Consider the following 22,007-nt stretch of genomic DNA (forward strand, 5'->3'; position numbering starts at 1 on the left):
CCGTTCAAGCGCGGCGCGCTAACATGCGACATGGGCATGCGCAACTATTGTCACCAGTGGGTTGCATCCCGCGCCGCACCGGCCTAGAGGCCGCAACCTCGGTCGGGGCGTAGCGCAGCCTGGTAGCGCATCACACTGGGGGTGTGGGGGTCGCAGGTTCGAATCCTGTCGCCCCGACCATTACAACAAATCCCACACCAATCCCATAGCGGCTGCCGCCGGCGCCGCCCGAATCGGCGCGCGCGGCCGGAACGCGTTGCTTGGCAAATCGCGAGCGGGATGCGACGAGGGGCGCTTCGGCCCCGGCCCCGGCACTTCGCGGAGACATCATGCGCATCTGGATCACCGCCTCCCTGCTCTCGGCGATCGTGGCTGCGGCCGCCGCCACGGCACTCGCGGCGGACAAGCCGGGCGGCTATCTCTCGGCCGGCGAGTTCGACGTCACGCAGGTGCTCGAGCCCGCGCCGCGCGCCGGCGATCCGCGCTACGAGACCGACCGCAAGATCTTCCGCGCGACTCGCGCCCTGATCGGCAGCGATCGCTGGGCGCTCGCCACCCGCGATGTCGAGCTCAACACCCCCGCCCTGCTGCGAGACTTCAGCTGCGCGGTCGGCACCGATCTCACGCCCGAGAACGCGCCCAGGCTCGTCCGCCTGCTGGTCCGCGCCGGCACCGACACGGCAGCGCAGAGCGGCCACGCCAAGGACGTCTACAAGCGGGGCCGCCCCTTCACGATCGATCGCGGCCAGATCTGCCAGCCCCAGTCCGAGCTGTTCGACAAGCAGGCGAACCGGATGAGCTACGATTATCCCTCGGGCCACACCACGCGCGGCTGGACCTACGCGCTCGTCCTCACCGCCGCCGCGCCGGACCGTGCCCAGGCGATCCTCCAGCGCGGCCGCGCCTATGGTGACAGCCGCTTCATCTGCGGCGCGCATAACGAAAGCGCGGTCGAGGCCGGCTTCCTCTCGGCCTCGGCGACGATGGCGCTGGTATCGACCAAGCCCGACTATCAGGCCGATCTCGCCGCCGCCCGCGCCGAGCTCGATGCCGTCCGCGCCTCGGGCAGCAAGCCCCAGGGCTGCGAAGCGGAGGGAGCGCTGATCGCCCAGCGCGTCATGCCGCGGCTCGACCGGGCGCACTGAGCGCCAACATGCACGCCCGCGCGCGGCTGCTGCTCTTCGCCTTCGGCGACTTCGCGTTCAATCTCTACTGGCAGAGCATCATGCTCTTCCTGCTGTTCTACTATACCGAGGCGCTGGGGCTGAAGGTGGCGACCGCGGCCGCGGTCTACACCATAGCCTCGGTGTGGGACGGGCTGGCCAATTTCCTCGCCGGCGCGGTGGCCGACCGGCGCGAGCCCGGGCGCGGCTATGGCCGGTTCCTGATGCTCGGCAGCATCCCCCTCGGCCTCGCCTTCGTCCTCACCTACGTGCCGCCGCTCGCCGCCGGCTGGTGGGGCATCGCCAGCATCTTCCTCGGCCATTTGCTGTTCCGCACCGCCTATGCCGCGGTCAACGTGCCCTATCTGGCGATGAGCGCGCGGGTGAGCCGCGACAGCCGCGACCGCGCCTTCCTGGCGGGCATGCGCATGCTGTTCGGCACGATGGCCGCGGTGCTGGTCGCGCGCGGCACGCTGCCGCTCGGCGCCCTGCTCAGCGGCAGCGTGGTGCCGGCGCATGCCTATCTCGGCGCGGCGATCCTGTTCGCGCTCCTCGGCACCGCGATCCTGATGCTGGTCGGCGCCTTCTACCGCGAGCAAATGGTGCCCGTGCGGACCGCCCCGCCCTCGATCGCCGCCAGCCTAAGCAGCCTCGCCACCAACCGCGCCTTCGTCACGCTCAATCTCGCGATGATGGCGATGATCGTGGCGGTGACGATCCTCAACAAGTCGGTGCTCTATTATTTCAAGTACTTCGTCGGCGACGACGTGGCCGGGCAGAGCGCGCTCGCCTGGATGGGCGTGGTCGGCGCCGCGGCGGTACCGCTCTGGATGCTGCTCCAGCGGCTGCTCGGCACCCGCGGGCTATGGTTCCTTGCCGCCGGCCTGTGCATGGCGGGGCTGGTCTTCTTCGTTGGCGTCCATATCGACCGGGCCGGGCCAATGCAGCTCTTCCTCGTCGCGATGCAGGCGGTGATCGTCGGGCTGCACTTCGCCTATTGGGCGATGCTGCCCAACACCGTGGAATATGGCGAGCGCGCCACCGGGCTGCGCGTCGAGGGCGCGGTGTTCGGCATGGCGGCATTGCTCCAGCGCATCGCGATCGGGCTGGCGACCGCGCTGCTCGCCGCCGGGTTCGACGCGGCCGGCTATGTCGCCAATGTCCAGCAGAGCGCCGCGACGCTGGCGACGATGCGCGGCACGATCGCGCTGGTGCCGCTGGGCTTCCTGGCGGTGTCGGTGGTGGTGATGTGGCTCAACCCGCTGGGCAAGGGCGCGCATGCGAAGATCGTGAAGGATCTGGAGGAAAGGGGCGGCTTATGAATTCCTCCCCGAGCTTGTCTCGGGGAGGGGGACCGCCGCCGAAGGCGGTGGTGGAGGGGCTGGCGGGCGCCGCCGCGTTCCGCGGCAGCCCCTCCACCATTCGCTATGCGAATGGTCCCCCTCCTCCAGCAAGCTGGGGGAGGAATTGGGAAATCACGCCACCAGCGTGAACTGCCCCTTCACCCCTTCCGCTTCGGCAGACGGCGCGATCCACAGGTCGAACAGCCCCGGCTCCACCGTCGGCTTGTTGTCGCGCCCGATGAACAGCAGCTGGTCGCGACGCAGCTTGAAGGTCACCGTCGCGCTCGCCCCAGCTGCCAGCGCCAGCTTGCGGAACGCCTTCAATTCGCGCACCGGCCGGGTCACGCTCGCCACCCGGTCGCGGATATAGAGCTGCACCACTTCCTCGATCGCATGCGCACCCGAATTGGTGATCTTCGCCGAGACGCTGATCTCGTCGTTCCACCCGAGCGTCGCCGGTACCGACGGGTCCGAATAGCCGACCTTGCCATAGGTCAGCCCGTGCCCGAACGGGAACAGCGCCGAGTTGGGAATGCCGCGATAATGCGCCTTGTAGGGCTGAAGCGGCCCCTCGGGATTGGGCCGCCCGGTCTGCTTGTGGTTGTAATAATAGGGCTGCTGACCGGGCGAGCGCGGGAAGCTGCACGGCAGGCGGCCGGCCGGGCTATAGTCGCCGAACAGCACGTCGGCGGTGGCGTTGCCGCCCTCCGAGCCCAGGAACCAGGTGACCAGGATCGCCGGCGCCGCCAGCACCGCGCCGTCCAGCGCCAGCGCGCGGCCGTTCTTGAGCACCACCACGATCGGCTTGCCCGTTTTCGCCACGGCTTCCGCAAGCGCCATCTGCGGCGCGGGAATGACGATCTCGGCGCGCGACTGCGCCTCGCCCGACATGTTCTCCGCCTCGCCGATCGCCAGCACCACCACGTCCGCCGCGTTGGCCGCCGCCACCGCCGCGTCGATCCCGCCGGCCAGCGGCGCCTCGACGCCCGAGCCGAGCGTCACGCTCACCGCATTCTTGTCGGCCACTGCCGCGCGCACGCCGCTCGCCAGGTCGATCGCCTGCGCGTTGTCGCCATAGACCACCCAGGGCCCGTTGATGTCGTGCTTGCCCTCGGCGAACGGCCCGATGATCGCGATCTTCTTGCCGCGCTTGGGCAACGGCAGCAGGTCACCGTCATTCTTGAGCATCACGATCGACTTGCGCCCGGCCTCGCGGGAGAGCGCAATCGCCTGGCTCGTGCGCGAGCGCGCCTTTTCGCGCTTCACGTCGATGCGGCGGAACGGATCCTCGAACAGGCCGAGCTTCGCCTTCATCGCCAGCACCCGGCGCACCGACTCGTCGACCCTCGCGATCGGCACTTCGCCCTTGGCGACGAGATCGGGCAAATGATCGCGGTAATAGCCGCTGGTCATGCTCATATCGACGCCGGCCAGGAAGGCGATCTTCGCCGCCTCGTGCGCATCGGCGGCGAAGCCATGGTCGATCATCTCCATGTCGCCGGTATAGTCCGACACCACAAAGCCCTCGAAGCCCCATTCGTCGCGCAGCAGCTTGCGCATCAGCCAGTCATTGCCGGTCGAGGGCACGCCGGAAATCTCGTTGAACGAGGCCATGCCGGTCAGCGCGCCGGCGTCGATCGCGGTCTTGAACGGCGGGAGGTAGACTTCGCGCAGCGTCCGCTCGGAAACGTCGACGGTCGAATAGTCCAGCCCGGCCTCGGCCGCGCCATAGGCGGCGAAATGCTTGAAGCACGCCAGCATCGCGTCGTTGGCCTTCAGGTCCTTGCCCTGGAAGCCGCGCACCCGTGCCGCCGCGATCAGCTCGCCGAGCAGCACGTCCTCGCCCGCGCCTTCCATCGTCCGGCCCCAGCGCTGGTCGCGCGCGATGTCGACCATCGGCGCGAAGGTCCAGTCGATGCCCGCGCCGGCGCCCTCGAACGAGGCCATGCGCGCGGTCCTCTCGGCCAGCTCGGGCTCGAACGAAGCCGCCTCGCCCACCGGCACCGGGAAGATCGTGCGGTGGCCATGGATCACGTCGGCGGCGAAGAGCAGCGGGATCTTGAGCCGCGACTTGGTCATCGCCGCGCCCTGCATCCGCCGCGCCATCTCGGCGCCGTTGCCGTTGAACACGCCGGTCAGCCGCCCCTTCTCGACATCGGCCAGCTGCTCCTCGAAGCTGGGTCCGTTGCTTGGCGGGTTGAGCGCGGTGGCGACGCCGCCGCCCCAGGCCGCGGGCAGCAAGGTGAGCTGCCCGGCCTTTTCCTCCATCGTCATCTTCGCGATCAGCGAATCGATGAAGGCGGGCACCGGCAGGCGGCCGGCTTCCTGCAAGATCGCACGTGCCGGGCTCGCGGCCCAGGCCGCAACCGCACCGGCCCCCATCAGCGCCGCGCGTCGCGAAATCCTGGTGTCGAACATGTCCATTCCTCTCCTGATCCCGTCGCCCAGCTAGAACGGGCATTGTCGCAATGCTGCCCGCGCGTGAAACTTTTTTGCTTGTCGCGGTCAACCGTAACCGGTTACATAACTCGGGCACGGCTTGCATTGCAATCGCCGAAGCGGTCTGGAACGCAGGAATACGCTGCGAGCGGCCGGGGAAGAAGGGACTGAAATGGGCGAGGCCACCATCCGCGATGTCGCACGCCGCGCCGAAGTTTCGGTCGCATCGGTGTCGCGCGCGCTGAACGGCCTCGACAATGTCCGGGCCGAGACGCGCGAGAAGGTGATCAAGGCCGCCGCCGATCTCGGCTATGTCCCCCACGCCGGCGCGCGCAGCCTCAGCCTGGCGCGCGCGCATGCGATCGGCGTGGTGCTGCCCGACCTCCACGGCGAGTTCTTTTCCGAATGCGTGCGCGGCATGGACCGCGAGGCGAGCCGGCGCGGCTATCTGCTGCTCCTCTCCAACATGCACAATGACGGCGACCAGGCCGCGGTGGCGCTGCGCGCGATGCGCGGCCGCGTCGACGGGCTGCTGGTGATGGCGCCGCACATCGATCCCGAGACGCTCGAGCGCGCGCTGCCGCCGGCCTTGCCCTCGGTGATGATCAACAGCCACCGCGAGCTTCCCGGCCGCCCGTCGCTCCGCCTCGACAACCGCGCCGGCGCCGAGGCGATGATCGACCATCTCGTCGCGCGCGGCTATCGCCACATCGTCCACATCGCCGGCCCGGAGGGTAATGTCGACGCGCAGGAGCGCGCCGAAGGCTATCGCGCCGCCTGCGCCCGTCACGGCCTGGCGCCGCGGATCATCGCCGGCGACTTCAACGAGGAAGCCGGCGAGGCCGCCGCGCAGCAGATCCTCGCCAGCTCCACGCTCACCGACGCGGTGTTCGCCGCCAACGACATGATGGCGATCGGCTGCCTCCACGGGCTGCGCCTCGGCGGCAGGCGCGTGCCCGAGGATGTCGCCGTCGCCGGTTTCGACGACGTCCCCCTTGCCCGCTTTCTCGCGCTCAGCACGGTGCGCGTGAACATCGCCGAGATGGGCGCCCGCGCCGTCTCGCGCCTGATCGACATGCTCGACGGCAAGGATCAGCTCCGCGCCAGCGAGACCCAGACCCCCGAGCTGGTGATGCGCGCGACCACTGCGCCCCGCGCCGGAGCCGCGAATGCATGACGGCGGCTCCTTTCTTTTCGGCGCGCCTTTTTTCGGCGCTTGCCTGTAACCGGTTCCATGGCCCCCTTCTCCATGGTTACACCCCCCTTGGGGGCGGCGCCCCGGGCGCTGCCCCCGGCTTTTTCGGGACGGATTTCTTGAAGGCGGGGCGCAATCGCCCCCTGTTCTGGTGTATGAGGTAGTGACATGATCGACCGGCGCGCGCTCCTTTCGCGGTCTTCGCTCCTGCTGGCGGGCTCGGCAGTGCCGGGGGCGGCGATCGCCCAGGCCCGCACACCGGCGGCGCGCACGCTGCCGCCCTTCTATGCCGATATCGAGGAGCGCACCTTCCGCTGGTTCTGGGAAACCGCGCGCCGCGATAACGGCCTGGTGCCCGATCGCTATCCTTCGCCCAGCTTCTGCTCGATCGCCGCGGTCGGCTTCGCGCTGACCGCCTATCCGATCGGCGTCGAGCGCGGCTGGATCACGCGGGCCGAGGCGCGCGACCTGACGCTGACCACGCTGCGCTTCTTCTGGGAGACTCCACAGGGCCCCGAGCCCGAGGGCAAGATCGGCCATGCCGGCTTCTTCTACCACTTCATCGACATGATCAGCGGCGCGCGCTTCCGCGACGTCGAGCTCTCCAGCGTCGATACCACGCTCTTCCTGATGGGCGCGCTGTTCGCCGGCCAATATTATGACCGGGAGGACGCGCGGGAGCGCGAGATCCGCGACCTGGCGCACAAGCTCTATGCCCGCGCCGACTGGAACTTCTTCCGCAGCGACGGCCGCAAGGCGGTGTCAATGGGCTGGCACCCCGGCCGCGGCCTGATCGAGCGCAACTGGGATGGCTATAACGAGGGAATGTTCGTCTACATCCTGGGAATGGGCGCTCCGGAGCACCCGCTGCCAGTGGACAGCTGGGAGGCATGGACGGCGCCGTACGAGCGCTTCTGGCGCGGCGAAGGACCGATGCGCCACCTCGCCTTCGCGCCGCTGTTCCCTTTGCACTACAGCCATATCTGGATCGATTTCCGCGGCATCCGCGACGCGGCGATGCGCAACGCCGGGTTCGACTATTTCGAGAACAACCGGCGTGCGACGCTCTCCAACCAGGCCTATTGCATAGCCAATCCGATGGGCTGGGATGGCTATGGCGCCCAAAGCTGGGGCCTCGCCGCCTGCGACGGACCGGGCAATTTCCGCCTCGATTACAAGGGCGAGCGCCGCGAGTTCTTCGGATATAGCGCGCGCGGCCCGATCGACGAGCCGGATGGCCGCGACGATGGCACGATCACGCCGAGCGCTTCGCTCGGCTCGCTCCCCTTCGCGCCGGAGATCGTGATTCCCACGGCGCAGGCGCTCCGCCGCGAGCATGGCGACCTGCTCTACGGCAAATACGGCTTCCATGATGCCTTCAACCCCAGTTTCCGCTGGATCGACAAGCCGGTCGAGCGAGGCCGCGTAGATCCGGCCAAAGGCTGGTACGGCACCGACTATATCGGCATCGACCAGGGCCCGATCCTGCTCCAGGCGGCGAACTACCGCAGCGACTTCGTCTGGCAGCGCATGCGCAGCTGCACACCGATCCGGAAAGGGCTGAAGGCAGCGGGGTTCACGGGCGGGTGGCTCTCCTAAACGGTCACTCCCCCATCCGTCATCCCGGCGAGCCGGGATCTCGGGCGGCTCTTCCCCCGCCATTGAATTGCTCGTCATCCCCGCGAAGGCGGGGATCCAGAGTCATGAAGGACATCGCTCTGTCACCCTGGATCCCGCCTTCGCGGGGATGACGGCTATTTGACGCGGATCGCCCGCGTCCGCTTCGAAACCCCATTCTCGTCGAACGCCTCGACCGCCACCCAATAGCCCACGCCCTTGTTCAGCGCCCGCAGCTCGAGCGCAGTCCCCTGATCCGCCCAACGCTGATAGGTCAGCGTCAGCCGATCCGGCCGCACGCCCCACAGCACATTGTAGCCCACCGCGCCCGCCACCGGCTTCCAGGTCACATGCGCGTCGCGCGCATCGCCGTCGCGCACCGCGGCCACCCCCGCAGGCATCGCCGGCGCCTTGCCCCCCGCATTCCCGAACACCCGCAGGTCGCTGATCGCCAGGTTCGCGCCGCCGACATGGCCGTGAACATAGCGCACGAACCGCGCCCGTACCGGCGCCGGCAGCTGGAAATAGGCGTTGGGCCGGTCGCGCCGCGGCGCCTCGGTCCGCGCCAGCGGTGTCCAGGCCTTGCCGTCGAGCGAGGACTGCAATTCGAATTCGGTATAGATGTCCGGCGCATCGCCGAACCGTTCGGACTTGTAGTCGGCAAAGTTCACCTGCACCGCGCGCAGCGTCTTCGCCGCGCCCAGATCCACGGTCAGCGTCTCGCCCGGCTTGTTGGCGCCCGCCACCCAGAAGCTGCGCGGATTCTCGTCGGTCACCCGGTCCGCGGAGAACGCGCCGAGCGTCGAGCTCGCCAGCGCCGCCTTCCGGTACGAAAGCAGCATCCAGCCGGTGAACAGGCTCTCGGGGTCCTCGACCTTCGCGGTCGGCGTATAATGCGGAAAGTCGCCGAAGCGGGTCGAGACCGCCATCTGCCCGTCCGGCCAGAATTTCGCCGGCCACATCCCGATCCGCCGCTCGAAGGTCCAGTTGTTGCCGATCCACGGCGTGCCCGTGTTCCACCAATTGCCGTGCACGTCCTGGAAAGTCGAGCCATGCCCCGCGCCCTGCACGAACCCGCCGGGCTTGTACGCCACCGGATTGTACGGCGCATAAGCGAACGGCCCGAGCGGCGTGTCCGAAACATACGTGCCGTTGGCATAGGCGTTATATTCGGTGCCCGGCGCGCCATACTGGAGATAGTAGCGCCCGTTCACCTTGGTCATCCAGGCGCCTTCCATGAAAGGCTTGATCGGCGTGCCGTCGGGCAGCGTGCCCGAATGGTCCTGGCCGAAGCGCTCCCAGCCATGATCGTCGGGATGCAGCGCCAGCATCGGCCTGGGCTTGCCCTTGTAGAGCAGCTTGCCGTCTTCGAACGCGATCTCGATCCCGTAGAGCGGGAAGACGTTCGACGAGCCCCAATAGAGGTACCATTTGCCGTCATCGTCCTTGAAAAGCGCGGGGTCCCAGGGGCCGGGCGGTACCTTGTCCTCGCCCTCCGCCGGAACGTGCCCCTCGCCCACCGAATCGACCAGCTCGGGCATCCGCCGCACCCAGAAATCGAGCGTGCCGCTGTCGGGATCGCTGGTCGACAGGATCGATTCCGCCCGCGTCATCGAAGGCTGGATCAGGATGCGCGCGCCATCGGCCCATACCGCGGGCGCGACGATCGAATTGAACGGCCAGCGGCTCGGCGTGACGAAGGTCCAGTGGGCGAGGTCGGAGGACGACCAGTATCCGTCCGCCAGCGTCTGGAAGAGGTAGTATTTGCCCTTGAAGGTCACGACCGCAGGATCCGCACCGGTGCGGTACGACACGCCCTGGTTTACCTGCTCGAAATTGTATCGGTAATCGATGTCGATCGGGTTGGCGTAGGTCTGCCGGGCCTCCTGCGCCTGCGCCTGCGCCTGCGCAGCACTCGCCACTACCAAGCCCGTCAGCAGAACCCCGAACCGCATCGCACTTCCTTAAAAAAGAAAAGGGGGAGGAGAGCCGAAGCCCGCCTCCCCCTCAAATCACACGTTCAAACCAGGCTTAGAACTTGTAACCCAGGCGGAACTGGATGCGGCGCGGCAGCGTGACCGTGTTGTTGCCGATCCGGCCCGGCTCCAGCGGATCGGTCAGGCTGAAGAAGCCGTCGAAATCCTTGAAGTTCTTGTTGTTGAAGGCGTTGAGCACGTCCACCGCGGCCTCGACTTGGCCGATGCCGTGGATCTTGAAGCGGTTGCCCAGCGTCAAATTGACTTCGCAGAAGGCGAACAGCCCCTCGATGCAATTCTTCTCCGGATAGGCCGTGGTCAGCTTGAGCTTGCCCACGTCGAAGCCCTGCGTGGCATCGGTGACTAGATAGCCCTGCCCGCTACCCAGCGTGGTCAGCGTCGAGAAGGTGAAGCCCAGCGGCAGGTCGACCATGCCCGAGATCACCACCCGGTGGCGCTCGTCGCCCGGCCGGGTGCGCCAGCCATAGGCGTCCGGCGTGATGCCATCGAGGCTGAACAGGTCGTTGCCGTTCTGCTCGGCCTTGGACAGCGTATAGGCGACGTTCAGGCCCCAGCCCGATGCCTTGGTGTAGTTCTTGTCGAGCGTGAAATAGAGCGCCTTGTAGCGCGTATCGAGCCCGTCATAGCCGATCAGCACGTTCGCATAGCCGAACGGCGTCACGGTCGAGGTGTCGCAGCAATTGCCGAGGCCGTTGTTCTGCCGGGTGGCGAACAGGTTGGTATAGCCGTTGCGGCCGCGCTGGTACGAGCCGGTGATCGACGCCTCGAACACCCCGAAGCGCTGGCGCACGCCCAGGCTGAACTGGTCGTTGACCGGCGGCTTCGCATCGTTCTTCACCGCGAACAGCTCCGGCAGGCCGGCGCCCTGGGCGCTGGCCTGGAGCGCGAGCAGCCCAGCGCGGGTGGCATAGGCCGGGTTCCACGCCACGGTCGGCAGGCCCGAGCGCGGCGCGCCGGTTGCCGAGAAGCGGAACACGCCCACCGGGTTGAGCACGCGCGAGAGCTCGTCAACCGTGTTGTTGAAGTTGTTGCGGTCGTAATAGCGGCCCCAACCGCCGAAGATCACCGTCGAGCGATCGCCCTTGATGTCGTACGAGAAGCCGACGCGCGGCGCGAACGCGCCCGCGAACGGCTTACGGTCGTGCCCGTCGGTGATGTAGTTCTCGGGGTCGAAATAATAGGTCTTGGGCAGCGAGCGCAGTGCCGCCGCGGCGCTGGCCGGCGTCACATAGTCGTTGTTGAAGCCGTTGGTCTCATAGTCCCAGCGCACGCCGAGGTTGAGCTGGAGCTTCGGGGTGAGGTTCCAGTCGTCCTGCACATAGACGCCGACCTGGGTGTTCGACGCCTGGATCAGCGAGCTGCCCAGGCCGAGGCGCGCCTCGCTCGGGAAAGCGAAGCTGAGGTCGTCGGTCGGATCGAGCGGCGTGCCGTTGTTGCCGTTGTCGGTATAGGTGTAGTGCGGCTGGACATAGCTGTGGTCATCGAAGGTGATGTCGGTCACCTGGACGCGCAGGCCCGCCTTGAACACATGCCCCGCCAGGCCCGACCAGGTGAAGTCGTTGCGGAAGGTGTAGCTGTTCTGCACTTCGTTGCGGGTCGAATCCTTGCCGCCCGCGATGATCACGCCGGCATATTCATATTGCGGCAGCTCGGGGTGCAGCGAGGTCGGGTTGAACGTGTAGTTCAAGTAGCTGGCGTTGAATTCGTTGACGAAGTTGTCGCCGTTATACGCCCATTTGAACTGGTAGGTGTCGACCCGGTTCTTCTTGTTCTCGGCCGCCTCGTAGGAGACGTTGTTGCCGAAGGCTTGGATGTCGCTCTCGTCGCGGCGGCTGAACGACAGGTCGAAGGTCTGGCGGTCGTCCGGGGTCAGCGTCAGCTTGCCGAAGTAGAAGTCGCTGCGGAACGGGCTGACGAACGCGCCTTCCAGCGTGTGGATGTCGCGGCCAAGCGAGGCCGATGCCGCCGCTTGCAGCGCGGGCGTGCCGCCGGCGACGACGTTGAACGCGCGGTCCTGGTCATTGCCTTCATAGGCGCCGAAGAAGAACAGCTTGTCCTTGATGATCGGGCCGCCCAGCGCCGCGCCATATTGCTTGCGCTCGAAGGCGGGCTCGGCGCGGTTGTTGCGCTTGTCGAGATACGCCTTCTCGCTCAGGCTCTTGTCGGTGTACTGGCCGAACACCTCGCCGTGGAACTCGTTGGTGCCCGACTTGGTGATCGCCGTGACGATCGCCGCGCCGGCCTGCTCGTACTCGGCCTTGTAGTTCTGGGTGAGGACGCGGAATTCCTGCACCGCGAGCTGGCCGAACGGGTTGCCGCGGCTGTTCTGCTGGCCGGCGACGCCGCCCTCGCGCAGCTGGTTCTTCAGGCTGACGCCGTCGATGAACACATTGACCTGGCTGGCGGTCGAGGCGCCCGACGAGAAGCTCTTGTCGGTCTCGCTGTCGTTGTAGCGCACGCCCGGGGCGAGCGCGGTGAACGACAGGAAGTTGCGGTCGGTCTGCGGCAGCCGTTCGATCTGCGTGGTCGAGACGTTGGTCGCGACTTCGCTGGTGCGCACTTCGCGCACGCGCGTGCCGGTGACGACGATCTGGCCGCCTTCGGCCGGCTCGGCCGCGGCGGCGGGTGCGCCGCCCAGCGTCAGGTCGAGGCTCGCCGATTCGCCGATGCCGACGATCACCGTCTGGCTGACCGTCTCGCTGCCGGACGTGGCGATCACTTCATACTGGCCCGGGCGCAGGCCGTTCAGCACATATGCGCCGCTCGAATCGGCCACGGCGCGCGCGGTCTGGTTGGTGCCGGTGCTGCGTGCGGAGACCTGCGCGCCGGCCACGCCGGCACCGTCGGCGCCGATCACCTGGCCGCGCAGGCTGGCGGTGCTCACCTGGGCCGACGCCATCGTCGGCAGCAGCACGGCGCCGGTGGCAACCAGCGTTGCCGCTGCCATCGCCGAAACCGAGATCCCGCGCTTCAGGGCACGGCTATTCTTCTTGATAATTCCCACTGTCATTCCTCCCCAGCGAGGTTGTAACCGGTTACAAACTTCGGCGGCGGTTGTTCTGTTCTTGGTGTTCGCCGGAAACTCCCATGAAACCGGTTTCATGAAACTGTCAATCCTGCGGATGGGTCAGCGTTGTCGGGAGTGTTTTTGCTGCACTGCGATGTGTCGCGGATGCAACAGTGGCGCCGATGCATGTTCGATCCGGCGCGCCTCTTGCGGGCCATGCCACCGTCTCCCCATATCCTTCCCATGAGCGAAACAAATGCGTGGCACGGCACAACGATCCTCTCCGTGCGAAAATCCGGTAAAGTGGTGATTGCGGGTGACGGCCAGGTCTCGGCCGGCAACACCGTGATGAAGCCCAATGCGCGCAAGGTGCGCCCGCTGGGCGACGGCAAGGTGATCGCGGGCTTTGCCGGCGCCACCGCCGATGCCTTCACCCTGTTCGAGCGGCTCGAGGCCAAGCTCGAGCGCCACAACGGCCAGCTGCTCCGCGCCGCGGTCGAGCTCGCCAAGGACTGGCGGACCGACAAGTACCTCCGCAACCTCGAGGCGATGCTGATCGTCGCCGACAAGGACGTGACCTTGGTCGTCACCGGCAATGGCGACGTGCTCGAGCCCGAGGGTGGCGTGGCGGCGATCGGCTCGGGCGGCAATTTCGCCCTCGCCGCGGCGCGCGCACTGGTCGACTACGAGACCGATGCCGAGAAGATCGCCCGCGCCGCGATGAAGATCGCCGGCGAGCTTTGCGTCTACACCAACGACCGTCTCACCGTGGAAATGCTCGACAGTGACAATTGATACCCGAGTGAAGTTCCGCATGGAGTATGATCCCGGCCGCAACCGCATCCTGGTCGAGATCCGCGATTTCTGGACGATCGAGACGGTGCGCGATTTCGCCGCCGCGGCCGGTGCCAAGGCGCAGGAAGTCCGCGCAGTGCGCAATGATTACGATGTCCTGATCGATTCGCGCGACTTTCCGGTCCAGGCGAACGACGTCGCCGACCTGCTGCCCAGCATCGCGGAGGCGGGGCTGACCCTCACCTCAGGCCGCGCGGCCTCGGTCGTCGGCAGCGCCCTGAACAAGCTCCAAGCCGAACGCACCCAGACGCATCCCCGCATGCGCATCTTCATGACCATGGACGGAGCCGAGGCCTGGCTGGCCGAGGCTCCCGCCGTCCAGGTCCAATCCGAGAACCGAAGCTGACATGAACGAGAATCTCACCCCCAAGGCAATCGTCGCCGCCCTCGACGCGCACATCATCGGCCAGAAGGACGCCAAGCGCGCCGTCTCGGTCGCGATGCGCAACCGCTGGCGCCGCCAGCAGCTCTCGGCGGACCTGCGCGACGAGGTCACGCCCAAGAACATCCTGATGATCGGGCCGACCGGCTGCGGCAAGACCGAGATCAGCCGCCGCCTCGCCAAGCTCGCCGATGCGCCCTTCGTCAAGGTGGAGGCGACCAAGTTCACCGAGGTCGGCTATGTCGGCCGCGACGTCGAGCAGATCGCCCGCGACCTGGTCGAGGAAGCGATCCGGCTCGAGAAGGAGCGCCGCCGCGCCGCGGTGAAGGACAAGGCCGAGGAAGCCGCGATGCAGCGCCTGCTCGACGCGCTCACCGGCAAGGACAGCTCCACCGCCACGCGCGAGGCGTTCAAGCAGCGCTTCCATGACGGCTCGCTCGATGCCAGCGAGATCGAGATCGAAGTCGAGCAGGCCTCGCAAATGCCCTTCGACATCCCGGGCGCCGCTCCGCAGATGATCAATCTCGGCGAGATGATGAAGGGCCTGGCCGGCTCCCCGCTCAAGCGCCGCAAGATGAGCGTGCGCGCGGCCTGGGAAAAGCTCGTCGAGGAAGAGGCCGACAAGCGCCTCGACCAGGACGAAGTGAGCCGGGTTGCCCTCGCCGATGCCGAGGCGAACGGCATCGTCTTCCTCGACGAGATCGACAAGATCGCCGTTTCCGACGTGCGCGGCGGCTCGGTCAGCCGCGAAGGCGTCCAGCGCGACCTGCTGCCGTTGATCGAGGGCACCACGGTCGCGACCAAATACGGCCCGATGAAGACCGATCACATCCTCTTCATCGCCAGCGGTGCGTTCCACGTCGCCAAGCCAAGCGACCTGCTCCCCGAGCTCCAGGGCCGCCTGCCGATCCGCGTAGAGCTGACCGCGCTGACCGAGGAGGATTTCGTCGCGATCCTCAGCGACACCAAGGCGAGCCTGGTCCAGCAATATGCCGCGCTGCTCGGCACCGAGGGCGTGCGGATCGACTTCACCGATACCGGCATCCACGCCGTCGCCAAGATCGCGGCGGAAGTGAATGCCGAGATCGAGAATATCGGCGCCCGCCGCCTGCAGACGGTGATGGAGAAGCTGCTCGAGGACATCAGCTTCGGCGCCGAGGACCGCAAGGGCGAAACGCTGGTGATCGACGCCGCCTATGTCGACAGCCAGCTCGCCGCCGTGGCGCGGAACACCGACCTGAGCCGGTACGTGCTGTAACCCGAAATTCCTCCCCGAGCTCGTCTCGGGGAAGGAGACCATCGCGCAGCGATGGTGGAGGGGCCGCCGTCGCAGACGGCGGACTGCGTCCGCCGCCCCTCCACCGCCTTCGGCGGTCCCCCTCCCCCAGCAAGCTGGGGGAGGAACAAGAAGGTCACTTCCCCTTCTCGTACGGCGTGAATTTCCCGAAGGCGCAGAACGGCCCAGGGATGCTAGCGCCCGGATCGAGCACCCGGAAGCGGTCGTTGCGGCAGAGCTGGCCGCCATGCACCTCGACGATCAGCGTGGCATAGGGCCGCAGGCTGGGGCAGCTGCTCGCCAAATCGTTGCGCCACAGCGTGCGGCCCACCGGCTTGTAGAGGATCGTGCGGTCGTCGACGATCTGCGGCCCGTCCGAATCGGAAACGCTGATGCAGTCGCGCGGCGCGCCGGCGACGCGGCCGGCCAGCGCATCGGCCAGGTCCTTCTGCGCCTCGGCCTGCTGGCTCGCCTGCATTGCGCTGCTCGCCGCGCAGCCCGCCAGCGCCAGCATCGCCCCAATCGCCCCAATTGCCACGCCTCGCATCGCGCCTCTCCTCACTTGCTGTAGGGGGTGAACGTGCCGAGCACGCACGAGCCCGTCCGCATCTGGCCCACCCGCGCCCGCGTTGTGACCACGTCGCCGCGGCACAGGTCGCTGCCCATGCTCACCACCACCATGATGTCGTCATGCGCCAGCCCCGAACAGGTGCCGGTCACGTCGTTGCGCCACACCTTGTTGCGGCCCTCGACATAGAGGATCGTGTGCGGGAAGCCCTTGGTGGTGCCCATCTGGTCGCGCGCGATGCAGTTGCGTGGCTTGCCCGGCGACAGGCCGGCAAGCTGGTGCGCGATCCGGGCCTCATCGCTGGCCGCGGTCTTCTGGGGCAGCGCCGCATTGGCCGCGCAGGCGGCCAGGATCACGAGCGGCATGGCGAAGCGGAACATCCTCTATTCTCCCGTCGCCCCCGACATCGCCAGGACTATACCGCGTCGCCGATCAGAATGCATCCTTCGCCGCGCGGCGCTCGGCGAGTTGCTCCGCGCTCTCGGCGCGCAGGAACGGATTGGTCTCCAGCTCCGCCCCGATCGTCGTCGGCACGGTCGGCTCACCCGCCTCGCGCAGCGCATCGACCTCGGCCATCCGCGCCTGCAGCGCCTCGTTGTCCGGCTCCACCGTCAGCGCGAAGCGTCCGTTCGCCTGGGTATATTCATGCGCGCAATAGACCACCGTCTCGGGCGGCAGCGTGCGGAACAGCTGCATGTTGCGGAACATCTGCTCCGCCGTTCCTTCGAACAGCCGGCCGCAGCCCATCGCGAACAGCGTGTCGCCGACGAACAGGATGCCGTCCTCGGCGAAGTGATAGGCGATGTGCCCCGCGGTGTGCCCCGGCACTTCGAGGACCTGGGCGACGTGCTGGCCGACCTTGATCTTGTTGCTGCCCCCCGCGAGCCAGTCGGCCCCCGGGATGCGCGTGCCCTCGCCCGACGGCGCGATGATGATCGCCCCGGTCTCGGCCTTGAGCTCGGCATTGCCGCCGGTGTGATCGGGGTGCCAATGCGTGTTGAGGATGGCGTTGAGCTTCCAGCCGCGCTTCTTGATCTCGGCAAGCACGGGCGCTGCCACGCCCGGATCGACCACTGCGGTCTTGAACGTGCGCTTGTCGTGAACCAGCCAGATATAATTGTCGCTCATCGCGGGAATGCGAACGATTTCGAGTGGCATTGGACCCTCCCGCTATCTTTGTAGCCCTTTGCCCGACATTTGCACCAATTCTGCGTAATTTACGATCAGGCCAGCCGGTTGTAGCGCCCCTTGCGGATGCGCGCATAGCCGGTGGCGAGCGTCGTCGGCTGGCAATGCGAGAGCTCGGCCGCTTCCGCCGCGATGCATACCGGCACGCCCGGCCCGATTTCGGGGAAGCGCCGCATCTCGCCGGGCTGGAGCACCACGCGCTGGGGCAGCGCGCCGCGAAAGTCGATCTGGCAGGCGCCGCCGGTCGACGCGATGCACTTGGCGCTGGTCGCGCTGCCATCGGCCTCGACGTCGAACGCCACGTCGACCCCCACGCGCTCGGGCCCGTGGCACCCCGCCAGGGCCAGCGCCAGCATCCCCAAACCCCATCGCATACGCCACGCTCCAACTGTATTATTGATTTAATACAGTCAGTCATCACATGCGGACGCAAGTTCCTCCACCAGCCGCGCCACCAGCGCCGCCGCGCCCATTGCCCTCACCCGCGCCACGCCGGTGCCGGCCCAGAGCGGCGAATAGTCGCCCCGCCCGTCCGTCTCGGCATGTGCGCGCAGCGGCGCCAGCGCGTTGGAGCCATAGGGAAAGGCGGGCACCTCCCCGCGGATCGGCCCCAGCTCGCGCATCAGCCGGTTGACGATCCCCTGCGCCTCGCGGCCGGAGAACAGGTTGGTGAACGCTGTCGCTGCCTCGGTGCCGAGCAGCGCGCGAAACGGCGCTGCGATGCTGCTCTCCGGCGTCGCGAGGAAGGCGGTGCCGATCTGCACCGCGACCGCGCCCGCCGCCAGCGCCCGCGCGACATCCGCCCCGGTGACGATCCCCCCCGCCGCGATCACGGGCGTCGCGATTGTCTCGGCGAGCAGCTCGGCCAGCGGCACCGGCCGATGCGCGCCGCCCAGGAACCAGCCCGAATGCCCACCCGCCCCTGCGCCCTGTGCGATCACCGCATCGACCCCGCGCGCGGCCAGCCAGCGCATCTCCTCGGGCGTCGTCGCATTGCCGAATATCCGCGCGCCCGTCCCGCGCACCCGCGCGAGCAGCGCATCCTCGGGCAGCCCGAAATGGAAGCTGACGATCTCCGGCCGCGCCGCCTCGACCGCCTCGCACAACGCCGCATCGAACGGCCGGCGCAGCGGCGGCGGTGGCCCCGGAGCCACCCTTTCCTCGGCGTAATAGGGGGCGAGCAGCGCGCGCCAGGCGCTGTCGTCGGGCGCCGGCTCGGGCAAATGGTGGCAGAAGAAATTGAGGTTGAGCGGCCCGTGCGCCCCGGCCCGCACCTCGGCGACCTGCGCCGCCAGTTGCGCCGGCATCAGCATCGCGCAGGGCAGCGATCCCACCGCCCCGCCCTGCATCGCCGCGATCGCCAGCGCCGGACCGCCGGCGCCGGCCATCGGCGCCTGCACGATCGGGGCGCGTGCCCCGAGCGCCTCGAGAAAGCCTACCAAGCGCCCGTGTTGGGCATCGATGCCCAAGGCTCGGCCGGGGCGAGCGGATCGCCCGCCTGGAGCAGCTCGATCGAGATGTCGTCGGGGGTGCGGACGAACGCCATGTGGCCGTCGCGCGGCGGGCGGTTGATCGTCACGCCTCCCTCGGCCAGCCGCTGGCAGGTCTCGTAGATATTGTCGACGCGGTAGGCCAAATGCCCGAAATTGCGCCCGCCCGTGTACACCTCGGCCGGGCTGCCATCCTCGGCCGGCCAGTTCCAGGTCAGTTCCACCTCGGCATCGGCGCGCTGGCCCTCGCCCTTGCTGTCCTCGTCGGCGGCAAGGAAGATCAGCGAGAACCGCCCCTTCTCGCTGTCCATCCGGCGGACCTGCTTGAGGCCGAGCAGCTCGAAGAACGCGATGGTGGCGTCGGGATCCGTCACGCGGATCATGGTGTGGAGATAGCGCATGCGCGCGGAGATAGGCCTTCTGCTCCCCTCCCTGCAAGGGAGGGGTTGGGGTGGGTTGCGCCCCCGGCGAAGGCCGGGGGCGCCCAGCCAGCGGTAGCCGAAAACAGAAAAGGCCGGGCATCGAGCCCGACCTTCTCTAACCCACCCTTAGCCCCTCCGTTGCAGGGAGAGGAATCACATCACTTCTCCGTCGCAGAAAACTGCTCGAGCGCCTTGCGCGCCGCCGTCGCGACCGCGCCGCCCGGCGCCAGCTCGATCGCGCGGTTCCACGCCGCGCGCGCATCGGCTTCGTTGCCGCTCGCCGCGGCGATATTGCCGGCCTCGAGCTGCACCGAGGGATCGTCGCCGGCGCGACGCAGCGCCTCGGTGATGTCGCCCGCCGCGCGCGGCAGGTCGCCCGCGCGCCGCGCCAGCGTCGCCGAGAGCAGCCAGGCGAGCGGGTCGTTCGCGGCGTAGGTCGTCGCCTTGTCGATGTCGCTGCGCGCCGCGTCCATGTCGCCGAGCGCGACCATCGCGCGGGCCCGGTCGAGATGCGCCTCGCCCAGGTCGAGGCCGCCGAGCGTGCCCGTCGCCAGCGCCGCGTCGATTGCCGCACGCGCCTTGGCCGGCTCGCCGCCGGCGATCCAGGCATTGCCCGCCGAGGCCCAGTAATTTGGCGCGCGCGGATCCTTGCCGGTCTCGGCCTCGCGCGCCGCGTCCTCGAACGCGCCGGCCGCCGCCGCCCATTTGCCCTGGTTGGCATAGGACACCCCCAGGCACTGGCGCGCGAGCACGCCGCCGCCCTCGGTACGCCACATCGTCGCATCGACCTGGCCCTTGGCCGGATCGCTGGTCGCCAGGTCCATGCACTGGGTGAAGCGCGGTGGCTCCTTGCCCGGCGCCGCAGGGGCAGGAACGGTCTGCAGGGCGAAGATCAGGAGGGGGAGCATAGGGCCAGGACTTCCTCGAGCGCGCGCACGATCAGGGCCAGGTCCTGCTCGCGCGAAAAGCGGTGTTCGGCGTCCTTGACCAGCAGAGTCTGCACCATGTCTGAACGGATCACCGCCGCCAGCCGCGGGGCGTGCTCCCAGGGCACTTCCTTGTCCTTCTGGCCCTGGAGCAGCCGCACCGGCCCGCCCCAGGCGATCGGCTGGACGAGCACGCGGTTCGCCTCGCCCGACGCCCAGAAGGCGCGGGTGGTGACGGTCGGCGCATCGCCATAGTCGTTGGGCTGCTCGATCCGCCCGCTTTGCAGCAGCGCGAGCTTCTGCTCCATCGTGAAGCCCCAGTCGGTGAAGTCGGGCGCCGCCGCGATGCCGATCATCCCGGCGACCAGCTCGGGCCGCGCCTTGGCGATCATCGCCATGATCCAGCCGCCCATCGACGAGCCGACCAGCACCGCCGGCCCGCGCACCACTTCCTCGATCATCCGGATCGCATCGTCGCGCCAGGTCGCGAGCGTCTCGTCCTCGAAATTCCCCTCACTCGCGCCGCAGCCCGAATAGTCGAAGCGCAGGAAGGCGCGTCCGTTCGCCCTCGCCCAGGCCTCGAGGTGCAGCGCCTTGCTGCCCTGCATGTCCGACGCGTAGCCGCACAGGAACAGGATGGTCGGCCCCTTGCCCGGCGTGTGGTGGTAGGCGAGGCGGGGACGCGGCGGCGCTTCGGGAGCGGGGGTTTCTTCGGTCATGACGGAGGGATAGCCGTCGGCGAAGGCGCTTTAAACCCTCTACCGCTCTAGCGGGAGAGGGACGCCGACCCCGGCGAAGGCCGGGGGTGGCAGGGTGAGGGTCAGTGAGAGCGGCAAATGCAGCGCCCCCGGCTCGCTCACACCCTCACCCTTCCGCCGCTACGCGGCTCCCTCCCTCTCCCGCAAAAGCGGAGAGGGAACGAAGGTCAGATCCCGCCCGAAAACGTGTCGCACTTTGCCGGATCGCCGCTCTCCAGCCCCTTCTTCAGCCACGCCGTGCGTTGCGCCGAGGTGCCGTGGGTGAAGCTTTCCGGCACCACCTGGCCCTGCGACTGCTTCTGCAGCGTATCGTCGCCGATCGCGTTCGCCGCGGTCATGCCTTCCTCGATGTCGCCCGGCTCGATCCGGTCCTTGTTGCGCGCCGCCCACACGCCGGCATAGCAGTCCGCCTGCAGCTCGAGCCGCACCGACAGCGCATTGCCGTCCGCCTCGCTCGACTGCGCCTGGCGTCGCGAAACCTCGCCCGACACGCCAAGCAGGTCCTGGATATGATGCCCCATCTCGTGCGCGATCACATAGTCGCGAGCGAAGTCGCCCTTGGCGCCGAAGCGCTGCTCGAGCTCCTGGAAGAAGCTGGTGTCGAGATACACGCGCTGGTCCGCCGGGCAGTAAAAAGGCCCGACCGCAGACGATGCCGAGCCGCAGCCCGATTGCACGCTGTCTTCGTAGAACTTGATCGTCGCCGGCTGATATTGCTTGCCCTCGGCCTTGAAGATCGCCGCCCAGGTGTCGTCGGCGGATCGCATCACCCGGCACGATTCGAGTCGCGTCGGCGACTGCTCGCACACCTGCCGCCCGCTCTGCCCCGCGGTCGGCGACTGGCCGCCGCCGCTAGTGCCCAGCATCCCGCCGCCACCCATCGCGAAATAGACGAGCGCGATCACGCCGATGATTGCGATGCCGCCGCAGCCCATGCCGCGGCCAAGCAGCAACGGCAGCAATCCGAGCAGCCCGAAGCCGCCACCGCCTCCGCCGCCGCCACGGCCCGCATCCTCGGCAAAGTCGGTGGGGTCGATATCGTCGAGCCGCATAGGTCCTCGCTGCGTTGAACTACCGCAACAATGCCCCACACGGCTCCGCGTTGCATCTGCCTATTTCCGGGGACCGGCGCCGCGACGGCGCCGGTCCCCGGAAGCCGCTAGGCGGTTGCGCACCCGCGCGATCGCCTAGCGGTCCGTCGGCTTACCAATAGCCATAGGTCAGGCCGAGCGCGTCGGTGACCCTGACATACCAGGCGCGATTGTCGCCGAGATCGCGGGCATGCTCGGTCGGCGGAATATCGTCGAGCCGCATCCCGCCATTGACCACGGTCAGATCCGCCGCATCGAGTTCGACAATAAGATTCTGCATGCCCTTCCCC

At 68.0% G+C, this 22,007-nt stretch carries 20 protein-coding genes and 1 tRNA gene; 8 read left to right on the plus strand and 13 right to left on the minus strand.

What is annotated here, in order from left to right; genetic code table 11:
* Positions 1 to 103 precede the first annotated feature (103 nt).
* The 3 genes from ABLE38_RS20850 (at position 104) to ABLE38_RS20860 (ending at position 2,485) form a co-directional block, all read left to right on the plus strand.
* Positions 104 to 180: transfer RNA gene (locus ABLE38_RS20850), tRNA-Pro, on the plus strand.
* A 149-nt stretch (positions 181 to 329) separates the two neighbouring features.
* Positions 330 to 1,145, plus strand: coding sequence for a phosphatase PAP2 family protein (locus tag ABLE38_RS20855; protein ID WP_348976178.1), 816 nt, complete (start codon positions 330 to 332; stop codon positions 1,143 to 1,145).
* An 8-nt stretch (positions 1,146 to 1,153) separates the two neighbouring features.
* Positions 1,154 to 2,485, plus strand: coding sequence for an MFS transporter (locus ABLE38_RS20860; protein WP_348976179.1), 1,332 nt, complete (start codon positions 1,154 to 1,156; stop codon positions 2,483 to 2,485).
* A 153-nt stretch (positions 2,486 to 2,638) separates the two neighbouring features.
* Here the strand turns inward: ABLE38_RS20860 and ABLE38_RS20865 are convergent, their stop codons facing one another.
* Positions 2,639 to 4,924, minus strand: coding sequence for a glycoside hydrolase family 3 N-terminal domain-containing protein (locus tag ABLE38_RS20865; protein ID WP_348976180.1), 2,286 nt, complete (start codon positions 4,922 to 4,924; stop codon positions 2,639 to 2,641).
* A gap of 193 nt (positions 4,925 to 5,117) precedes the next feature.
* Here ABLE38_RS20865 and ABLE38_RS20870 point away from each other — a divergent pair, with 193 nt between their 5' ends.
* Both ABLE38_RS20870 and ABLE38_RS20875 read left to right on the plus strand, forming a co-directional pair.
* On the plus strand, positions 5,118 to 6,122 hold the full coding sequence (locus ABLE38_RS20870) for a LacI family DNA-binding transcriptional regulator (RefSeq protein ID WP_348976181.1): 1,005 nt from the start codon (positions 5,118 to 5,120) through the stop codon (positions 6,120 to 6,122).
* A gap of 186 nt (positions 6,123 to 6,308) precedes the next feature.
* On the plus strand, positions 6,309 to 7,739 hold the full coding sequence (locus ABLE38_RS20875) for a glucoamylase family protein (protein ID WP_348976182.1): 1,431 nt from the start codon (positions 6,309 to 6,311) through the stop codon (positions 7,737 to 7,739).
* 155 nt (positions 7,740 to 7,894) lie between these two features.
* On the opposite strand, the gene ABLE38_RS20880 is transcribed toward ABLE38_RS20875, so the two are convergent.
* On the minus strand, positions 7,895 to 9,712 hold the full coding sequence (locus ABLE38_RS20880; protein WP_348976183.1) for a family 43 glycosylhydrolase: 1,818 nt from the start codon (positions 9,710 to 9,712) through the stop codon (positions 7,895 to 7,897).
* A gap of 76 nt (positions 9,713 to 9,788) precedes the next feature.
* A complete protein-coding gene (locus ABLE38_RS20885) occupies positions 9,789 to 12,764 on the minus strand; it encodes a TonB-dependent receptor (RefSeq protein WP_348976184.1) in 2,976 nt (991 codons plus the stop codon).
* A gap of 240 nt (positions 12,765 to 13,004) precedes the next feature.
* Here ABLE38_RS20885 and hslV point away from each other — a divergent pair, with 240 nt between their 5' ends.
* Genes hslV through hslU form a run of 3 tightly spaced genes read left to right on the plus strand, consistent with a single transcriptional unit; the run spans position 13,005 to position 15,256 of the window.
* Positions 13,005 to 13,556 (plus strand): ATP-dependent protease subunit HslV, encoded by a 552-nt coding sequence (gene hslV / locus ABLE38_RS20890; protein WP_348976185.1) that lies wholly within the window; start codon positions 13,005 to 13,007, stop codon positions 13,554 to 13,556.
* Between the two features lie 7 nt (positions 13,557 to 13,563).
* Entirely contained in the window at positions 13,564 to 13,962 is a 399-nt protein-coding gene (locus ABLE38_RS20895) for a hypothetical protein (protein WP_348976186.1), read from the plus strand.
* Position 13,963: 1 nt separating this feature from the next.
* Positions 13,964 to 15,256 (plus strand): ATP-dependent protease ATPase subunit HslU, encoded by a 1,293-nt coding sequence (gene hslU, locus ABLE38_RS20900; protein ID WP_348976187.1) that lies wholly within the window; start codon positions 13,964 to 13,966, stop codon positions 15,254 to 15,256.
* Between the two features lie 154 nt (positions 15,257 to 15,410).
* On the opposite strand, the gene ABLE38_RS20905 is transcribed toward hslU, so the two are convergent.
* From ABLE38_RS20905 to ABLE38_RS20950, 10 genes are all read right to left on the minus strand, one after another.
* Positions 15,411 to 15,821, minus strand: coding sequence for a DUF6491 family protein (locus ABLE38_RS20905; RefSeq protein ID WP_348976188.1), 411 nt, complete (start codon positions 15,819 to 15,821; stop codon positions 15,411 to 15,413).
* Positions 15,822 to 15,832: 11 nt separating this feature from the next.
* Positions 15,833 to 16,222 (minus strand): hypothetical protein, encoded by a 390-nt coding sequence (locus ABLE38_RS20910; protein ID WP_348976189.1) that lies wholly within the window; start codon positions 16,220 to 16,222, stop codon positions 15,833 to 15,835.
* Positions 16,223 to 16,274: 52 nt separating this feature from the next.
* A complete protein-coding gene (gene gloB / locus ABLE38_RS20915; RefSeq protein WP_348976190.1) occupies positions 16,275 to 17,000 on the minus strand; it encodes a hydroxyacylglutathione hydrolase in 726 nt (241 codons plus the stop codon).
* Between the two features lie 65 nt (positions 17,001 to 17,065).
* Positions 17,066 to 17,386 carry a hypothetical protein gene (locus ABLE38_RS20920; RefSeq protein ID WP_348976191.1) on the minus strand — a complete coding sequence of 107 codons (321 nt, stop codon included), beginning with the start codon at positions 17,384 to 17,386 and terminating at the stop codon, positions 17,066 to 17,068.
* Between the two features lie 54 nt (positions 17,387 to 17,440).
* Positions 17,441 to 18,472, minus strand: a complete 1,032-nt coding sequence (locus tag ABLE38_RS20925; RefSeq protein ID WP_348976192.1) for a nitronate monooxygenase — start codon at positions 18,470 to 18,472, stop codon at positions 17,441 to 17,443.
* On the minus strand, positions 18,466 to 18,921 hold the full coding sequence (locus ABLE38_RS20930; protein ID WP_348976193.1) for a VOC family protein: 456 nt from the start codon (positions 18,919 to 18,921) through the stop codon (positions 18,466 to 18,468). Before ABLE38_RS20930 ends, ABLE38_RS20925 begins: the two co-directional genes overlap by 7 nt.
* 179 nt (positions 18,922 to 19,100) lie before the next feature.
* Positions 19,101 to 19,850: a tetratricopeptide repeat protein gene (locus tag ABLE38_RS20935; RefSeq protein WP_348976194.1), complete on the minus strand. Its 750-nt coding sequence runs from the start codon at positions 19,848 to 19,850 to the stop codon at positions 19,101 to 19,103.
* Complete coding sequence (locus ABLE38_RS20940; protein WP_348976195.1) at positions 19,835 to 20,587, minus strand: alpha/beta hydrolase; 753 nt, start codon at positions 20,585 to 20,587, stop codon at positions 19,835 to 19,837. The genes ABLE38_RS20935 and ABLE38_RS20940 overlap by 16 nt, the downstream gene beginning before the upstream one ends.
* 206 nt (positions 20,588 to 20,793) lie before the next feature.
* Complete coding sequence (locus tag ABLE38_RS20945) at positions 20,794 to 21,678, minus strand: neutral zinc metallopeptidase (protein WP_348976196.1); 885 nt, start codon at positions 21,676 to 21,678, stop codon at positions 20,794 to 20,796.
* Positions 21,679 to 21,829: 151 nt separating this feature from the next.
* The gene (locus ABLE38_RS20950; protein ID WP_348976197.1) at positions 21,830 to 21,997 is read right to left on the minus strand and encodes a hypothetical protein; all 168 of its coding nucleotides are present in this window, start codon (positions 21,995 to 21,997) and stop codon (positions 21,830 to 21,832) included.
* Positions 21,998 to 22,007 lie beyond the last annotated feature (10 nt).

The organism is Sphingomonas sp. KR3-1, assembly GCF_040049295.1.
Classification (GTDB): domain Bacteria; phylum Pseudomonadota; class Alphaproteobacteria; order Sphingomonadales; family Sphingomonadaceae; genus Sphingomonas.

Bases quoted from the DNA above. Each gene is read 5' to 3' on its own strand.
- ABLE38_RS20875 (WP_348976182.1), top strand. From the start codon at position 6,309: ATGATCGACCGGCGCGCGCTCCTTTCGCGGTCTTCGCTCCTGCTGGCG.
- ABLE38_RS20860 (WP_348976179.1), top strand. From the start codon at position 1,154: ATGCACGCCCGCGCGCGGCTGCTGCTCTTCGCCTTCGGCGACTTCGCG.
- hslV (WP_348976185.1), top strand. From the start codon at position 13,005: ATGAGCGAAACAAATGCGTGGCACGGCACAACGATCCTCTCCGTGCGA.
- hslU (WP_348976187.1), top strand. From the start codon at position 13,964: ATGAACGAGAATCTCACCCCCAAGGCAATCGTCGCCGCCCTCGACGCG.
- ABLE38_RS20855 (WP_348976178.1), top strand. From the start codon at position 330: ATGCGCATCTGGATCACCGCCTCCCTGCTCTCGGCGATCGTGGCTGCG.
- ABLE38_RS20950 (WP_348976197.1), bottom strand. From the start codon at position 21,997: ATGCAGAATCTTATTGTCGAACTCGATGCGGCGGATCTGACCGTGGTC.
- ABLE38_RS20945 (WP_348976196.1), bottom strand. From the start codon at position 21,678: ATGCGGCTCGACGATATCGACCCCACCGACTTTGCCGAGGATGCGGGC.
- ABLE38_RS20930 (WP_348976193.1), bottom strand. From the start codon at position 18,921: ATGCGCTATCTCCACACCATGATCCGCGTGACGGATCCCGACGCCACC.
- ABLE38_RS20920 (WP_348976191.1), bottom strand. From the start codon at position 17,386: ATGCTGGCGCTGGCCCTGGCGGGGTGCCACGGGCCCGAGCGCGTGGGG.
- ABLE38_RS20865 (WP_348976180.1), bottom strand. From the start codon at position 4,924: ATGTTCGACACCAGGATTTCGCGACGCGCGGCGCTGATGGGGGCCGGT.
- ABLE38_RS20870 (WP_348976181.1), top strand. From the start codon at position 5,118: ATGGGCGAGGCCACCATCCGCGATGTCGCACGCCGCGCCGAAGTTTCG.
- gloB (WP_348976190.1), bottom strand. From the start codon at position 17,000: ATGCCACTCGAAATCGTTCGCATTCCCGCGATGAGCGACAATTATATC.
- ABLE38_RS20910 (WP_348976189.1), bottom strand. From the start codon at position 16,222: ATGTTCCGCTTCGCCATGCCGCTCGTGATCCTGGCCGCCTGCGCGGCC.
- ABLE38_RS20880 (WP_348976183.1), bottom strand. From the start codon at position 9,712: ATGCGGTTCGGGGTTCTGCTGACGGGCTTGGTAGTGGCGAGTGCTGCG.
- ABLE38_RS20885 (WP_348976184.1), bottom strand. From the start codon at position 12,764: ATGACAGTGGGAATTATCAAGAAGAATAGCCGTGCCCTGAAGCGCGGG.
- ABLE38_RS20940 (WP_348976195.1), bottom strand. From the start codon at position 20,587: ATGACCGAAGAAACCCCCGCTCCCGAAGCGCCGCCGCGTCCCCGCCTC.
- ABLE38_RS20935 (WP_348976194.1), bottom strand. From the start codon at position 19,850: ATGCTCCCCCTCCTGATCTTCGCCCTGCAGACCGTTCCTGCCCCTGCG.
- ABLE38_RS20905 (WP_348976188.1), bottom strand. From the start codon at position 15,821: ATGCGAGGCGTGGCAATTGGGGCGATTGGGGCGATGCTGGCGCTGGCG.